This window comes from Streptococcus vestibularis ATCC 49124 (assembly GCF_000188295.1).
Classification (GTDB): domain Bacteria; phylum Bacillota; class Bacilli; order Lactobacillales; family Streptococcaceae; genus Streptococcus; species Streptococcus vestibularis.
In genome coordinates this window covers 1,621,663-1,638,222 of sequence record NZ_GL831112.1, presented here as the reverse complement: position 1 = coordinate 1,638,222, position 16,560 = coordinate 1,621,663, and the positions used below count along the sequence as shown (strand labels likewise).

The 16,560-nt window shown below is 39.3% G+C and carries 12 protein-coding genes and 1 other RNA gene; 11 read left to right on the top strand and 2 right to left on the bottom strand.

Translation table 11 applies throughout. From position 1 onward, the window contains the following. Positions 1-63: 63 nt before the first annotated feature. Together pbp1a and recU are read right to left on the bottom strand one after the other, a co-directional pair. On the bottom strand, positions 64-2,355 hold the full coding sequence (pbp1a, locus tag HMPREF9425_RS07925) for a penicillin-binding protein PBP1A (RefSeq protein ID WP_003098055.1): 2,292 nt from the start codon (positions 2,353-2,355) through the stop codon (positions 64-66). Continuing rightward, positions 2,355-2,951 carry a Holliday junction resolvase RecU gene (recU, locus tag HMPREF9425_RS07920; protein ID WP_003098053.1) on the bottom strand — a complete coding sequence of 199 codons (597 nt, stop codon included), beginning with the start codon at positions 2,949-2,951 and terminating at the stop codon, positions 2,355-2,357. Before recU ends, pbp1a begins: the two co-directional genes overlap by 1 nt. 77 nt (positions 2,952-3,028) lie before the next feature. Between recU and HMPREF9425_RS07915 the strand changes: the two genes are divergently transcribed. The 11 genes from HMPREF9425_RS07915 to greA all read left to right on the top strand — a co-directional run bounded on the left by HMPREF9425_RS07915 (position 3,029) and on the right by greA (position 16,172). Further along, positions 3,029-3,544 (top strand): SLOG family protein, encoded by a 516-nt coding sequence (locus tag HMPREF9425_RS07915; protein ID WP_003095075.1) that lies wholly within the window; start codon positions 3,029-3,031, stop codon positions 3,542-3,544. 108 nt (positions 3,545-3,652) lie between these two features. Continuing rightward, positions 3,653-3,985 carry a cell division regulator GpsB gene (gene gpsB, locus HMPREF9425_RS07910; protein WP_003095155.1) on the top strand — a complete coding sequence of 111 codons (333 nt, stop codon included), beginning with the start codon at positions 3,653-3,655 and terminating at the stop codon, positions 3,983-3,985. 15 nt (positions 3,986-4,000) lie between these two features. After that, an RNA gene (rnpB, locus tag HMPREF9425_RS09540) (RNase P RNA component class B) lies at positions 4,001-4,368 on the top strand. 149 nt (positions 4,369-4,517) lie between these two features. Beyond that, on the top strand, positions 4,518-5,684 hold the full coding sequence (locus HMPREF9425_RS07905) for a THUMP domain-containing class I SAM-dependent RNA methyltransferase (protein WP_003098051.1): 1,167 nt from the start codon (positions 4,518-4,520) through the stop codon (positions 5,682-5,684). 2 nt (positions 5,685-5,686) lie between these two features. Beyond that, positions 5,687-7,552: a cell division site-positioning protein MapZ family protein gene (locus HMPREF9425_RS07900; RefSeq protein ID WP_003098050.1), complete on the top strand. Its 1,866-nt coding sequence runs from the start codon at positions 5,687-5,689 to the stop codon at positions 7,550-7,552. Between the two features lie 107 nt (positions 7,553-7,659). Further along, on the top strand, positions 7,660-10,755 hold the full coding sequence (locus tag HMPREF9425_RS07895; RefSeq protein WP_037621588.1) for a pilus expression-regulating Snf2 family helicase: 3,096 nt from the start codon (positions 7,660-7,662) through the stop codon (positions 10,753-10,755). Positions 10,756-10,909: 154 nt separating this feature from the next. Then, positions 10,910-11,626 (top strand): divisome accessory protein ZapJ, encoded by a 717-nt coding sequence (zapJ, locus tag HMPREF9425_RS07890; protein WP_003098046.1) that lies wholly within the window; start codon positions 10,910-10,912, stop codon positions 11,624-11,626. 26 nt (positions 11,627-11,652) lie between these two features. Then, positions 11,653-12,981: a UDP-N-acetylmuramate--L-alanine ligase gene (gene murC / locus HMPREF9425_RS07885; protein ID WP_003098045.1), complete on the top strand. Its 1,329-nt coding sequence runs from the start codon at positions 11,653-11,655 to the stop codon at positions 12,979-12,981. 60 nt (positions 12,982-13,041) lie between these two features. After that, positions 13,042-13,533 (top strand): GNAT family N-acetyltransferase, encoded by a 492-nt coding sequence (locus tag HMPREF9425_RS07880; RefSeq protein WP_003098043.1) that lies wholly within the window; start codon positions 13,042-13,044, stop codon positions 13,531-13,533. A 99-nt stretch (positions 13,534-13,632) separates the two neighbouring features. Then, positions 13,633-15,606, top strand: coding sequence for an endolytic transglycosylase MltG (mltG, locus tag HMPREF9425_RS07875; protein WP_003095145.1), 1,974 nt, complete (start codon positions 13,633-13,635; stop codon positions 15,604-15,606). An 83-nt stretch (positions 15,607-15,689) separates the two neighbouring features. Next, on the top strand, positions 15,690-16,172 hold the full coding sequence (gene greA, locus HMPREF9425_RS07870; RefSeq protein WP_003095077.1) for a transcription elongation factor GreA: 483 nt from the start codon (positions 15,690-15,692) through the stop codon (positions 16,170-16,172). The last annotated feature ends 388 nt before the right edge of the window (positions 16,173-16,560 follow it).

The following is a 16,560-nucleotide window of genomic DNA, read 5'->3' as shown; positions in this document are numbered from 1 at the left end:
GGCTTCATTAAAATTTATGGTTGTAAAAAGAGCTATCCAATGGATAACTCTTTTCAATTCCTTTTACTCATCTACTGTAGAAGTGTTTGAATTTGAATGCTCAGCACCGTTAGAACCCGATGTTGAAGGATTTGTTGATGCATCAGGGCCATACTGTTGACTATCTTGTGAACTTGATGAGTCACTACTTTTACCATAATCCGAACTTGATGATGAGCTAGATGTTCCTAGTGATCCGGTATAAACATTTGACGTTGACGAACCAGTTAGGAAGACGTAACTACCATTGTTGTAAACACCACTAGGCATATCGAAATCTTCAGAACCTGCACCATACATCTGGTTGAGGTAGCTACTTGTTAGACCGTAGATTTGTTTAGCGATATCTAGGTCTGAGCCATAAAGTGGAGTTTTACGGTTTTTATAACCTGTCCAAATGGCCATTGCATATTTAGTATTATAACCAACGAACGTTTCGTCAGGAACCATAAGATCAGCGTAGACGCCACTTTCTTTTTGTACTTGATAGTACTCATCGTCACCGTAGTTAGATGTACCCGTTTTACCGGCATTGATGGTGCCAGGTACATAAGCTTCAGTCGCTGTACCACCTGTCAAAACCTGTTTCAACATGCTATTCATCATATAAGCTGTTTGTGGCGACATGGCCTTGACACCTTTAGAATCGTATGATTTTGTTGAACCATCTTCAAATTTAATTGATTTAATGTAGGAAGGTTTGTAGTAAGTACCACCATTGGCGAAGGCTGCATAGGCAGCCGCCATCTTCTCACTTGAAGCACCATATTTAGGATCTGATGATGTTGTTGAAGATGAGATAGCGTTTGAATAGAACATCTCTGGGTACTCAATACCTAAATCTTTCAAAAAGGATTGAGCATACTCCAAGCCAGTCGCTTGAAGGGCTTTAACCGCAGTGGTGTTACGTGATTGTTGAATCGCATAAGTCAGAGAGATACTTCCGTAATACTTGTGATCCCAGTCGTAAACCGGAGTTGAAGTACCTGGGAAATTATAAGGGTTATCATAAACGGTAGTACCGGTGTTAGTATATACCCTTTTTTCAATAGCAGGTGCGTAATCGGTGATAGGTTTCATTGTAGAACCCCAGTCACGGTCAGTTTGAACAGCTTGGTTTGTACCAAGGGCAATATTTTCGTCTTGGTGACGTGATCCCAATTGAGCAACAACATGTCCATTGGTAACATCAATGATAGTAGAAGCTACTTGAAGTTTGTCATCAGGATAAGCAATATAATCATTTGAGTTGTAGACATTCCAAATGTATTTTTGAATATCAGGGTCAAGATTTGTATAGACATCGAGTCCAGCTGAGTAGATATCAACATTGGCTTCGGTAGAGACTTGTTCAACAACTTGTTTGATGTAGTTATCTAGGTATGGTTCGTAGCTAGCTTTCTTTGTGAGTGGAAGAAGACCATCTGATACATCCGTTGCTTTAGCTTGCTCGTACTCTTCTTTAGAAATATTTTTGTCTTCATACATTTCATTAAGAACAGTGTTGCGACGTTCTTTAGCAGCATCCGGATTAGTATAAGGATCATATTGTGTTGGTGCTTGTGGGATCCCAGCAAGAAGAGCTGCTTGGGCAACTGAGAGGTCACCTAATTCTTTACCAAAATAAGACTTAGCTGCAGTCTTCATACCGTAGTAACCATTACCCATATAAACCTTATTAACGTAGAAGGTCAAGATTTCTTGTTTAGTATATTGACGCTCCATTTGGAGAGATAACCATATTTCTTGTGACTTACGTTTAAGGGTTTGGTCTGAGGTGTTAGTTGAGAAGTAAGCTAACTTAATTAACTGTTGGTCAAGTGTAGATCCCCCTTGAGTGCTGTTATGACGAAGGTTGTTAACAGCGGCTCCCATAATACGATAAACGTCAATACCGCGATGGGTAAAGAAACGCTTATCCTCGATAGAGGTAATTGCATTGACTAGGGTTGTAGGAATCTCATCTGTTGATGCACTTTCACGTTTTTCGGACCCCAAGTCAGCAATAAGACTACCATTACCATCGTAAATCTTACTTGAGTTTGTTGATTGCAACTTATTCTCGGTAAGTTTAGGAACACTGCTAACATAGTAAGCAAAGAGTCCACCACCAGCAATGACACAGATTACAAAGAAAGTCAGTAGTCCAATAAAACCGTATTTTACAATACGCCATCCTAAACTTTGATCTGAAGCAGATGAGCGTTTTCCTTTGCTATAGCGAGAAGAATCTGAACGTTTAACATGTGTGTTTTTAGTACGTTTAGTTAAACCGCTAAGTGATTCTTTAAAGTTGCTGAAATTAAATTTAGCCATTATGTGTTACCACCTAATAATTTTTCAATGATTTCTAAATAAGGAACTTGAGGATAAGCTGCCTCTGCGATTGCATAACCTCTTTTTTTGATATAATCAAGAGGCATTGATTTTGATCCCTTATCAATTCGATAAAAAGCGATCAAGTCTTTGGCAGGCAGAAGGTAGGTTTCCTTAAGCGTTGAAAAGTGAAGTAGCACGAAGCAGATTCCATCTTGATTGATGACCTGAGACATGTGCTCAATTTGATGCGCATGAAAGTTTTTCATAGGCATAGATGTCTTTTGCCGTGTCTCTTTGGCTTCAAAATCAATATAGTATCCTTTATAAACACCAGAGTAGTCGGTAGTTGAGGCTTGCCTAAAGTAAGCTTCTACAATCTTTGCTCGTGAGCGTTTTGGATAATCAACTTTGACGATCTGAACAGGTGTAGGTTTCTTATGAATAACAGCTAAGCCACGCGACAAATAGTAATCATTAGTCGCATTAATAGCAGATTCAAAGTTCATCCCCCGATTGGCAAAGTCAACTCTATTAGATTTTTTAGTACGTACTTGTGCTATCTTACGAGATATCTGATGGGGATAGTTTACCATATCTTTCCCTTCTTCTTTAATAAGATATGCATAAAGACTACTTCATTATACCATAAAATGAAGGAGGAAAACAATAAATGACATCACTACTCATAACGGGCTATAAGAGCTTTGAACTTGGTGTTTTTAAAGACAAGGACCCTAAGGTAAACATCATTAAGAAGGCAATCAAACGTGACCTTAAACGTTTTTTAGATGAAGGTGTGGATTGGATGATTTTTACTGGGAACCTTGGTTTTGAATTTTGGGCGCTAGAAGTGGCTAAGGAACTTCAGAAAGACTATCCTTTGAAGTTAGCGACGTTATTTCCATTTGAAACACACGGTCAGAATTGGAATGAAGCTAACCAAGCAAAATTGGCAGCCTTTAAACAAGTTGATTTCGTAAAGTATAGTTTTCCAGCTTATCAATCGCCAGCTCAGTTCAAACAATTTAACCAGTTTCTCATCGATAATACAGACCAAGCTTATTTATTTTATGAGCCTGAAAATGAAACAAATTTGAAATATTTTTACAATATGATAATAGATGCAAGCGATTATCCCTTATTTCGGTTGACTTTTGATGACCTCAATGAAGTCATGTCGGAATAGGACATAATTGAGTTTTAAACTTGCATTTTTATATTTTTTTCTGTATCATGAAAGCATTGGACTGTAAAGTATTAGTAAGTTAGATAAGATAAGTATTGGAGAAGAATAATGGCTAAGATTAATTTAACGCCCAAGAAAATCTACGAACAAGAATTTAAAACAAGCATGCGTGGATACGATAAAACAGAAGTTGATGAGTTTTTAGATGATGTAATCAAAGATTACGGTGTCTACATTGCTCTAGTTAAAGAATTGCAAGAAGAAAATGCAAAACTGAAGGCCAAGGAGACATCAGCTCCTGCAAGACGTCCCGCATATGCAAGTGCGACAAGTGAACCACCATATGCTACTGCCAATATTGCTTCGGCTTCAAACTATGATATCTTAAAACGTATCAGTCGTTTGGAAAAAGAGGTCTTTGGAAAACAAATCGTCGAATAAAAATGGTTTTGTGCAATTTTTGGATAATCGCATGGTTGCTAGTCTTCCATGAGGAAAGTCCATGCTAGCACTGGCTGTGATGCCAGTAGTGTTTGTGCTAGGTGAATCAATAAGCCTAGGGACTTGATTTTCAAGTTACGGCGAGCGAACTAGCTAAGTCTTAGGATAGGTTTTAGTAGCTCTGAAAGTGCCACAGTGACGGAGTTTTTAGGGAAACCTAAAAAGTGGAACGCGGTAAACCCCTCAAGCTAGCAACCCAAACTTTGGTAGGGGCATGGGATGGCTGGAAACGAACGGACCATTCTGACTGCTATGCAGTAGACAGATGATTATCGAAGGAAGTGGTACCTAGTCACTTCTGGAACAAAACATGGCTTATAGAAAATTGCATATAGGTGAGGCTGGGGCAAATGTCTCAGCCTTCTTTTAGCAAGAAACGTCTCTTTTGCGTCTACCAACTAAGGGCAAGAGTGAACAATAAGCTATAGTTTAGGAGAGTTTGTACTCGTAATAATTAGGTAACAGGATAACAATGAAAGAAACATTTACATTAGTAGCAACTGCTGCAGCCGGACTTGAAGCTGTGGTTGGACGAGAACTACGTGAGTTGGGGTATGAGACTCAAGTTGAAAATGGTAAGGTGCGTTTCCAAGGAGATGTTCGTGCAATTGCTGAAACTAACCTTTGGTTGAGAGCTGCAGACCGTATCAAGATTGTGGTGGGAGAGTTTCCGGCACGTACTTTTGAGGAGCTTTTTCAAGGAGTTTATGCCTTGGACTGGGAAAATTATCTTCCCTTAGGTGCAAAGTTCCCAATTTCAAAAGCTAAATGTGTTAAATCAAAGCTCCATAATGAGCCGTCTGTTCAGGCGATTTCTAAAAAAGCTGTTGTTAAAAAATTACAGAAGTATTTCCACCGTCCGGAAGGAGTGCCTCTTCAAGAAACAGGTGCGGAATTTAAAATTGAAGTTTCAATCTTAAAGGATAAGGCTACTGTTTTAATTGATACTACAGGTGCTAGTCTCTTTAAGCGTGGCTATCGTACTGATAAAGGTGGGGCACCTATTAAAGAAAATATGGCGGCTGCTATTCTTGAACTTAGTAACTGGTATCCTGACAAACCTTTGATTGACCCAACTTGTGGTTCAGGGACATTTTGTATTGAAGCTGCTATGATTGGAATGAATATCGCACCAGGTTTTAATCGTGATTTTGCCTTTGAGGCATGGAATTGGGTGGATAAAGATTTAGTACAGTCAGTACGAGATGAAGCTGATAGCAAGGCAAATTACGATGTTGAATTAGACATTATGGGTTGTGATATTGATAGCCGTATGGTTGAGATTGCTAAGGCTAATGCTCGCGAAGCTGGTCTTGAAGATGTTGTTAAATTGAAACAAATGCGTTTACAGGACTTGAAAACAGATAAAATCAACGGTGTCATTATTTCAAATCCTCCTTATGGGGAGCGCTTGTTGGATGACAAGGCTGTGGATATCTTGTATAATGAAATGGGTCAAACTTTTGCGCCGCTTAAAACGTGGAGCAAGTTTATCTTGACCAGTGATGAACAATTTGAAAGTAAATACGGCATGAAAGCTGATAAAAAACGTAAGCTTTATAACGGGACCCTCCGCGTTGATTTGTATCAATATTTTGGAGAGCGTGTTCGCCGTTCTGAGGCTAGAAAGGTAAATTAAACGTGTCAGAAGATAAAACACAAGATGGCTATGAAGAAAGCCAAGAGTTAGATTTCCAAGATGCCAAGGAAATGACAGTCGGTGAGGCTGTCCGCAAAGAAGCTGAGATTAATGCTGGTGTAACCGAAACAGATAGTATTTTGGATAAGTATATTAAGCAACATCGTGAGGAAGTTACCTCACAAAAATTTTCAAAGAAAATTGAAGCAGATGGCGATACATCACCCTTGGATGCCTTTATTCAAAAGCAACGTCAGGAATTTGCTGATTCAGGTTTGATTGGTCAATCAATGGCTAATGAGGCAACCAACTCAACGACTGCTGATGAAACAGTAACACCTATGACTTTTGGTTTGGACACAACTGACGCTAAGGAAGATGATACTCAAGCTTCTGTTGAACCTGAAATCACTGTGAAACCAGAAAGTCAAAGCTCTGAAACTATCATAACATCAACTAATGCTGATCGTTTTATCACGTCAGAAGCAGAAAAATTCGATCTTGGTGAAGCCCTTGCTGCAACGTCTAGATCAACTAATCAACAAGTTGATAACGCTGATATGGTAGACAATATTGATGATCCGGAACCAGAAAGTACCTTACCTGCTGATGACAAGGCTTCTGAGCCACAAGACTCTAAACCTCTGTTGGAAGATGTTGAAGTCTCAGAAACAATCGACTTAGAAGCTATTGCCACAACAGTTGCTGGTGTAACAGGAGTTAAAGCTGATGAAGCAAAAGCGATACCAAAAGTGTCTATTACAGTTAATCGTCCATCAGCAGAAGATAGAATCTCTTCAGGGTCTATTTCTCAATCTCATAAAGGTTTCTTTGATGGTGATATTCCACTTTATCGCCGTAAGGGTGTTGTTATCGTTGCTCTCGTGGTTCTTGCTCTAGCTATAATTGGTGGTAGCTATGCTCTTTATAAAGGAACACATAGCCAATCTGCGAAAACTACAAGCACTGCTTCTTCAGCAGTAATACCATCATCAAGCAAGGATGCATCAGCTTCTGATAATAAAGCCTTCGAAGACATGTATAAGAATTTCTTCACAGATGATGAGCAGACAAAACTAGCTAATGATCAATTTGGTAAGCTATCAGACTTGGAAAAACTACTTAAAAAATTGGAAAAAACCAAGTATTATGACGCAGCTAAGGTCAAATACGATAACTTGAAGAAACAAATCGAAGCTATTGAAAAAGTCAATAGTAATTATGAATCAGATGCTCTTGTAGACGGTAGCTATAATGCCTCTATCTCAGTTAAATCTGATGCAAACTTTAATGATCTTTCAGAACGTGTAACAAATACTGGCAATGCTAGTCTTGATAGTACTATCCAAGAAGCTATTAAGGGCGGTAAAACACAGCTTGAAGAAAAGGCTAAAGCTGCAAGTGCAACGTCTGCAGCGACAGCTTCTGAAAGTGTTAATACTGCTACTCCTTCGGGAGATAACACATCTGGAGCATCTAATTCAGGTGTAACAAGTGCGACTGGTGGAGTTTCTGGTGGTACAGCTGCAACTTCAACAGTTGTGACACGAGGCATCATAAATTACAATCCATCTATCCTTCAACGTGATCGCTCTCGTGTGCCTTATAATGCAAACGTAGTAGCGGATACAAGTAATCCAGCTTGGACTTGGGCTAATGGTGTTCTTGATAAGATTATTGCAACATCTCACTCACGTGGGTACTTCTCAGGAGATAACTTTATCCTTGAGCCAGTCAACATCATCAACGGAAATGGTTACTACAACATGTACCTTCCAGATGGAACTTATCTCTTTAGTATCAACTGTAAGACAGGTTACTATGTAGGTAATGGTTCAGGTCACTCAGATAAACTTGATTATGAATAATAATCGACGACACTCCCTAGGGAGTGTTTTTTTTGTTTTATCGTGGTGAAGGCCGAGTTTATAAGAATTTTGTGCTATAATAGAGGGATAAGATAGGGGTGAATACTATGGCGAAATTGATGCCGGGTAGAGTCCGTAATGAGGGGATTAAACTTTTTGAAAAGGGGCTAATTGCCATTCATCAGGTCTCAGAAACTCAGTTGGACACGACAGTTGGCCAACATCATTTAATTTATGCGCTCGATGATTCTGAAATCACGTGTGACTGTGATTATTTCGCTCAAAAAGGCTATTGTCCCCATTTGGCGGCGGTTGAGTATTATCTAAAAAATGATAAAGAAGGCCAGCGCCTCTTGGCAGAACTGGAAGAGGAACAAGAGCTCTCTCAGGGCCAAGAGCGAGGTCACTCTTTTGGTGGTTTATTTTTAGAAGGGCTTTCCCTAAATGAAGATGATACCGTTAGATATAGCTTGATGGTAGAGGGAGAGGAGTCTACCTTTGGTTCAGAGATTTGGTGGAGCATACGTTTACGTCGCTTACCAGATGAACGTTCTTATGTTATTCGAGATATTCCTGCCTTTCTCAAACTTGTAGAGGTTGAGGGTTATTATCAGATAGGTAAGAACTACTATGAACTCCTATCACTTATTCAATTTGACCAGGCTTCACAGGCATTTTTAAACTACCTAGGACGGATGATTCCAGATGAAGCCAAGACTAATTTAGACTTTATTTTACCGAATAATGCACGTCACCTTTGTCTCCCCTACGGTTTTTTTGAGGAAGGTTTGAGACGGATGCAAGATTTGGATGGCTTTAGGTTTGAATGGGAAGGGACTGAATACCGCCAACTTTTGGTCGAGGACTTGACTGCTGATGCCAATCTCTTCTCGTTTGATATTTGTGTCGAGCCCAAGATGATTGAATTGACTGTTTCTGAGAAGAATAGTCAGGCCTTTTTTAATAATCGTATTCTCTTCTATCAAGGTGTTTTTTATCGTCTGAATAGAAAACAACAAAAACTTTTGGTTGGCTTACGCTCTCTTCCAATCGGAAGCGATTTGAATAAGCACGTCAGCTTTAATCTCGATGAACAAGCCATCTTGGCTGCTAGTCTTTTTGATTTTAAGACTATGGGGCCGGTTAAGGCACCAAAAGCTTTTAATATCAAGGATTTTACACCGAGATTTCGCTTTAATCTGAAAGGTGATAGTGAGATTGTTCTTACATTAGCCTTTGATTTTGATGGTTTTTTGGTACATGATCGCCAAGAGTTGAGTCGTTTAGGATTTACTAGTAACTATCGTCATGAGCAGGCTGTTTTTCGTTTGATGTCTAAGCATGGATTCACCCCTGATTTTCAGTCATATAAACGATTAAGTAGCAGTCAAGAGCTCTATGATTTCTTTACAAATACTCTACCAGATTTTGGAAATGCAGGAACGGTTCTGATTGGACAGGAGTTACGTGACTTACGGGTTGAGCAGAGTCCACAGGTTCAGGTAGAGTGTCAGGGAAATTTATTAGATATTTCCTTTGATTTTTCAAGCCTTGACGATGAAGATGTGGATCATGCTTTAGCAGCCTTGATGGAAAGCTCGCCCTATTTTATCAATCGTAGTGGTCAGTTGATTGTTTTTGACGAAGCGACGCATCGTATTAGTGAGAGCCTCAAAACTCTGAGAGCTCGTTATTCAGGAAAAGGTCACCTAGAACTCCATCAATTAACTGCCTATCAATTGATGGATGCTCTTTCAGAAAGTGATTCTGTTCGTTTTTCAAAAGATTTCCAACTCTTAACGCAACATTTGAGTAAGCCAGAGACCTTTGATTTGCCAACCTATAAGGTAGAAGCTGGCCTTCGTCCCTATCAGGAAAAAGGTGTTCAGTGGCTATCTATGTTGCATCACTATGGTTTTGGCGGTATCTTAGCCGATGATATGGGGTTGGGGAAAACTTTGCAAACTATTGCCTATCTCTCTGCACATTTAGAAGAAGGACAACGAGTTTTGGTTTTGTCACCATCAAGCCTGATTTACAATTGGCAGGATGAGTTTAAAAAGTTCGCTCCTCAGTTAGATGTAGCGGTTTCTTATGGACTCAAGCCAAAACGTGATGACATCATTGCCGAAGACCACCAGATTATCATTACAAGCTACGCTTCCTTCCGTCAGGATTTTGATGCTTATAAGTCTGGCAAATATGACTATCTCATTCTCGATGAGGCTCAGGTCATGAAGAATACACAGACAAAGATTGCCCAATATCTACGTGATTTTTCTGTTCCACATTGCTTAGCACTATCTGGAACGCCTATTGAAAATCATTTGTTGGAGATTTGGTCTATTTTCCAGATTATTCTACCAGGACTTTTACCAGCTAAAAAAACTTTCCTTAAGTTAACACCTAAGGAAGTGGCTAGGTATATTTCTCCCTTTATTCTAAGACGTAAAAAAGAAGAGGTTCTTCCTGATCTACCAGATTTGATTGAAATTACTCACCAAAGTGAATTGTCAGATGCTCAAAAGGCTATCTATTTAGCACAATTGCAACAGATGCAACAAGGATTAATTTCGGCAAGTGATCAGGAAATCAACCGTCATAAGGTGGAAATCTTGTCAGGAATTACCCGCTTACGCCAAATTTGTGATACCCCAGCCCTCTTTATGGATTACGCTGGTGATAGTGGGAAATTAGATAGTCTTAGAGACCTACTTAGTCAAATTAAGGAATCAGACCATCGTGTCCTTATTTTTTCACAATTTCGTGGGATGTTAGATATTACAGAGGAACTTTTACAAGAGGTAGGTATTTCCTCTTATAAGCTAACAGGGTCGACCCCATCTGATAGTCGTCAGGAGATGACCAAAGCCTTTAATCAGGGGAGTCGAGATGCCTTTTTGATTTCTTTAAAAGCAGGGGGTGTAGGGCTCAACTTGACTGGTGCTGATACAGTTATTCTGATTGACCTTTGGTGGAATCCAGCAGTGGAAATGCAGGCTATTAGTCGTGCTCATCGTATCGGTCAGGAACAAAATGTCGAAGTTTTCCGTTTGATTACAAGAGGTACTATCGAAGAGAAGATTCTTGAGCTTCAAGAAGGTAAGAAAAATCTCGTTACAACAGTATTAGATGGCAATGAAAGCCGTGCTAGCATGACAGTTGAGGATATTAAAGAAATTCTTGGTATTGCAATATCTTAATCTGTTATATTTAATATTGGAATACTAAAATATAAAATGGCACTAGGCAAATCTTCTGAATTAGGCTATAATAGAATATTGCAAGACGTATCTCCCCATTCCCGATTGTTTATATTAAGATACGCATCATCTCGAAAACGAAAGGAAGTCTTTTATGCATCGCCAAAGACGACAATTTCCGCTGATTCCGGACGGAGAATCTTGCTTGCAAGAACCTATCTCTATGCGTCTATATGAAAATGAAGATTTAATCACTAATATCCGTGGTCCTTATCAGGATAAGGACTATAACGATTTCTTGCTGAACCATGAATTCTTGTCAGCTAAGGCTCATAAACGTAAGCAGGCTCCAAACCGAGCTGAAACACAAGAGGATGGAATGACTTATGCTGAAGAAGCCCGTGAAAAGGCGAAGCGTGACGTACGTGATAAACGCCAAAAATACCTACGTCAAGAAGTTCAATCAACTAAATCTACGAATATCCGTTCACTAGCTGCTAAGCCTAAGGTAGAAAATAAACCAAGCTTTGAGGCTACTGTTGAGGCAGTTGCTGTAACAACGGATAAGGAGCCAGTGACGGCGTCTATCTTGGAAGCTCCTGTGAGTGCTATTAAGAGAACATTAGCACCTAATGGGAAGCACTCAAAAATCCATCACTTGGCAAATCGTCTGAAACAAGATACTTATATCTTGGCAGAAGTGGTTCCAACTTATCAACAACCTAGTAACCCATCTCGTAAGAACGTCAAGAAAAATAGCTATGACTTCTTGAAACGTAGCCAGGTTTATAATTACCCAGAACGTCAAGCTCACCGTGAACACCGAATTGCTCAAGAACTAAATTTGACGCATTTAGAAGATGCAAATTAATCGCAGTTTGATTGCAAGGAGAAACTATGTCAAAAACTTATCATTTTATTGGAATTAAAGGATCTGGCATGTCGGCTTTGGCCTTGATGCTCCATCAAATGGGACACAAGGTTCAAGGTTCCGATGTGGAAAAATACTACTTCACCCAACGTGGTCTTGAGCAAGCGGGTATTCCAATCCTTCCTTTCGATGAAAAAAACATCACTGAAGATGTTGAATTAATTGCTGGGAATGCTTTTCGTGAAGATAACAACGTTGAAATTGCTTATGCCATTAAAAATGGTTATAAGTTCAAGCGTTACCATGAATTTTTGGGTCATTTCATGAATCAGTTCACTAGCTTTGGTGTGGCCGGTGCACATGGTAAGACCTCTACGACAGGACTCTTGTCACACGCTATGAAAAACATCACAGATACGTCATACGTTATCGGTGATGGAACAGGACGTGGTTCAGCCAATGCGCAATACTTTGTCTTTGAAGCAGATGAATATGAACGTCATTTCATGCCGTACCATCCTGCTTACTCAATTATCACTAACATTGACTTTGACCATCCAGATTACTTTACAAGTATTGATGATGTTTTCTCAGCATTCGATGATTATGCAAAGCAAGTACAAAAAGGGCTCTTTGTTTACGGTGAGGATTCTAACCTCCGTAAAATTACATCCAATGCACCAATCTATTATTATGGCTTTGAAGAAAATGATGACTTCATGGCAACAGAGATTGTTCGTACAACGACGGGGTCTAACTTCAATGTGAAACATGATGGACAAATCATAGGGAAATTCCATGTACCAGCTTATGGTCGTCACAATATCTTGAATGCAACTGCGGTTATTGCTAACTTGTATGTAGCTGGTTTTGACATGGCCTTAGTTGCTGAACATCTAAAAACTTTCTCTGGGGTTAAACGCCGTTTCACAGAGAAAGTTATTAGTGATACTGTTATCATCGATGACTTTGCTCACCACCCAACTGAAATTATTGCAACGCTAGATGCAGCACGTCAAAAGTACCCATCTAAAGAGATTGTTGCTATTTTCCAACCACATACTTTTACCCGTACCATTGCTCTTCTTGATGACTTTGCTGAGGCTTTAAATGAAGCGGATGCTGTCTATTTGGCACAAATTTATGGTTCTGCGCGTGAAGTTGACCACGGTGATGTAAAGGTTGAAGATCTTGCCGCTAAAATCAATAAACCTGCCAAAGTGGTGACAGTTGAAAATGTTTCACCTCTCCTTGACCATGACAATGCTGTCTATGTCTTTATGGGAGCTGGAGACATCCAACTTTATGAACGTTCATTTGAAGAGCTCCTAGCAAGCTTGCAAAACCACATGTAATATATTAAGGGCTGTAGCGATTTCGCTCAGCTCTTTCTCTTGGATAGAAAGGGATTTTAGATGATTATTCGACACGCTAGAACGAATGATTGGACTGATGTTGTTCGTATCGAACAAGATAATTTTTCGCCTGAAGAGGCTGCTACACCAGAGGCTATTGCAGAGCGTTTAGAGACAATTTGCGATACCTTCCTAATTGCTGAAATTGATGGCACTGTAGCTGGTTATATAGAAGGACCTGTGATTGCGGAACGTTATCTCACAGATGACCTGTTCCATAAAGTGGCTCCTAATGCTAGTCAAGGAGGCTATATCGCAGTTACTAGTTTATCTATCTCCAAAGACTTTAAAGGGCAAGGTGTTGGAACATCCTTGATTGCAGCTCTTAAAGACCTAGCTATTGCTCAAAAACGTCAAGGGATTAGTTTGACTTGTCATGATTACCTGATTACCTACTATGAGATGAATGGTTTCATTGACGAAGGAGAATCCAAATCAAACCATGGCGGTAGCATTTGGTATAATATGGTCTGGGAGAACCCAGAAGGCTAGTAATGCCAGTGTTACGTTACTGTGACAAAGAACCAATTGATTTGCATTAACTGACTTTTTAAGATATAATGGCGTTTGTTACTATAGAGGAGGTATGCCTTGACGGACAAGTATAATGAACACTCGGAATCTGCTGAAGATAGCCTAAGCTTTAAAAATCAGATTCTTCGAGATTTACAAGAAGCGACACGGCTCCGTTCTCTTCGTGAGGAGGAGCATAAAAAAAGTGCAACTATGCCCGAGACACCACTTTCAATGTCAGCTGATAGCCATGCAATAGATTCTGGATCAGCGTCAAATAAAGTAAGTAACCAAAATTTGAGTTCTCATTCTGTTGCTCATAGTGCTATAGTTAAAACTATGACTTCTGAGACGGCTCGAGATTTTCAAGATAGTGTTGACTTGTCTTCTAATTCTCAAGCTGATTCTTTAGCCCCTAATGTCCATTCAAACGTAATATCAAGTCCTAAAGAGCAAGTTGATAAGGAGAAAAATTTAATTATTCCTCAGGAGACTGAAATGTTGAAACGTCGTTTTAAACGTCCAGTTTGGGAAACTAGTCTTAACGCGGAATCAGAGGAAGAATATATTCCTGCAGATGTTGCTAAGGAGCTCATTGAAGCTAAGGCTAAAGAATCTATCTACACGAATCCTAAAGAATTGGTGTCCAAGATGACATCAGAACGTCAAAAAGAAGCATTTTTGCAGGAACATCATACAGCAAGTAATCACTCTGAACCAGTAAGGGTTCAGTCAGACCTAGTAACTGACGACAATGAGAGTGATGAGAGTATTGCTTTAGCAGCCTCTGAAAAAGCTAACAAAAAGAAACGTAAGAAAGTGAAGAAGAAAGAGTCCTCGCTAAAAGATGTTAAACAGGACGAAATCATCAACGAAGAACCGATTTCACGCTCCAATCGAAATCAAAAACGCAATAAAAATAATCGTCGTGCAGGACGAATTGCAAGAAACATAATTGTCTTATTGATTCTTATCTTATCATTAGCTGGATTCTTTGGTTATCGATATGTTAGTGATGCAGTTGGTGCAAAAGATGTCAAGTCGACTAAGTTTATTAGTGTTGAAATTCCTGAAAATTCAGGTAACAGTTACATCGGTCAGTTGTTGGAATCAGCTGGTGTCATTAAATCTGGTAAAGTCTTTAATTACTATACCAAGTTTAAGAACATTTCAAATCTAAAAAGTGGTTACTATAACCTTCAGCCTAGTATGACTATGGATGAAATTATTGAGGCACTTCAGAAAAAAGGAAGTGATAAGCCTCAGGAACCATCTCTGGGTACAGTCTTGGTTAAAGAAGGATACACCATTGAGCAAATCGCCAAGGCGGTTGAAGTTAATTCATCAGCTAAAAAAGGTAAACATTCATCTACTGGACTTAAGGCAAAAGACTTCTTGAAACTTATGAAGGATGATGTTTTTCTTACTAAGATGAAAGCGAAGTACCCAGCCTTGTTGGCAAACCTTCCGAAGGATACAGATGCTAAGTATGTCCTAGAGGGTTATCTGTTCCCAGCGACTTATAACATTCATGACGATACGACGGTGGAATCTTTGGCAGAGGAAATGCTCTCTACGATGGACACCTACCTATCACCATACTATGCAACAATTTCATCAAGTGACCACAATGTTAATGAGATCTTGACTTTAGCTTCTCTTGTTGAAAAAGAGGGAGCAACTGACGATGACCGTAAAAACATTGCTAGCGTTTTCTATAATCGTCTTGATTCAGACATAGCCTTGCAAAGTAATATCGCGGTTCTTTATGCTCTTGGAAAACTTGGTCAAGAAACGACCTTGAAAGAAGATGCAACGATTGATACGAATATTGACTCCCTTTATAATGATTATGTTCATAAAGGGTTGATGCCTGGTCCTGTAGATAGTCCTAGTCTGTCGGCAATAGAAGCGGTTATCAATCCATCTTCTACCAAGTACATGTACTTTGTGGCGGATGTATCAACTGGTAATGTCTATTTTGCTGAGAGCTATGAAGAGCACCAGCACAATGTTGAAACTTATATTAATAGCAAACTAAAAGATAAATAGTCTGATTGGTTAATTAAAATTCCGTAACTAACTACTGAGTTTGATTTTAAACCAACTGGCTAAAAAACAGGAAAGAGGAAAAAATGGCAGAAAAAACATATGTAATGACCCTAGCAGAAAAAGAACAACTTGAAGCAGAATTGGAGGAGTACAAACTCGTACGTCGTCCAGAAGTTGTAGAACGAATCAAGATTGCCCGTTCTTATGGTGACCTTTCAGAAAACTCTGAGTATGAGGCGGCTAAAGATGAGCAAGCCTTTGTTGAAGGTCAAATTCAAATTCTTGAAACAAAGATTCGTTACGCAGAAATCGTTGATAGTGATGCTGTTGCTAATGACGAAGTTGCGATTGGTAAAACAGTTGTTGTGCAAGAAGTTGGTACAAGCGACAAAGATACTTACCATATCGTTGGTGCAGCCGGTGCTGATATTTTCTCAGGTAAAATTTCAAATGAAAGCCCAATTGCTCAAGCCTTGATTGGTAAGAAAGTTGGAGATAAAGTAGCCATCGAATCACCAGCAGGTAGCTACTCTGTTGAAATCCTTAGTGTAGAAAAAACAGCCTAAGCAAATGTTAGGACAAAATTGTCCAGTATTTGAACAAACATCGAAATACCTACATGATGTAGTAGATGTTTGATCCTTGTGGGAGTGAGGCAGAACGTTTGTTCTGTCTTACTCCTTTTTTAGTTACCAGCGATATTAGGAGCTAGGTTAGTCTGAGTTTATCTATAAGAAAACACTCTTGAAGTTTTTTGAACTACACCCCAAAAGTTAGACAGAAACAATCTACCTTTTGGGGTGTTTTATTATGAAATTGACTTATGAAGATAAAGTTTAAATATATGAATTGAGAAAACAAGAGGAAGAGTACCTAAAATGGGACGTAAACGTAAGAAAACTTGGGAAGAAATACCAGAGCTAGAGCGACTTCAAGAGGAGAATGAACGCTTAT

Excerpts from the sequence above, each read along its gene's own strand:
- greA (WP_003095077.1), top strand. The coding sequence starts at position 15,690 with ATGGCAGAAAAAACATATGTAATGACCCTAGCAGAAAAAGAACAACTT.
- HMPREF9425_RS07880 (WP_003098043.1), top strand. The coding sequence starts at position 13,042 with ATGATTATTCGACACGCTAGAACGAATGATTGGACTGATGTTGTTCGT.
- recU (WP_003098053.1), bottom strand. The coding sequence starts at position 2,951 with ATGGTAAACTATCCCCATCAGATATCTCGTAAGATAGCACAAGTACGT.
- gpsB (WP_003095155.1), top strand. The coding sequence starts at position 3,653 with ATGGCTAAGATTAATTTAACGCCCAAGAAAATCTACGAACAAGAATTT.
- HMPREF9425_RS07895 (WP_037621588.1), top strand. The coding sequence starts at position 7,660 with ATGGCGAAATTGATGCCGGGTAGAGTCCGTAATGAGGGGATTAAACTT.
- HMPREF9425_RS07915 (WP_003095075.1), top strand. The coding sequence starts at position 3,029 with ATGACATCACTACTCATAACGGGCTATAAGAGCTTTGAACTTGGTGTT.
- pbp1a (WP_003098055.1), bottom strand. The coding sequence starts at position 2,355 with ATGGCTAAATTTAATTTCAGCAACTTTAAAGAATCACTTAGCGGTTTA.
- murC (WP_003098045.1), top strand. The coding sequence starts at position 11,653 with ATGTCAAAAACTTATCATTTTATTGGAATTAAAGGATCTGGCATGTCG.
- zapJ (WP_003098046.1), top strand. The coding sequence starts at position 10,910 with ATGCATCGCCAAAGACGACAATTTCCGCTGATTCCGGACGGAGAATCT.
- HMPREF9425_RS07905 (WP_003098051.1), top strand. The coding sequence starts at position 4,518 with ATGAAAGAAACATTTACATTAGTAGCAACTGCTGCAGCCGGACTTGAA.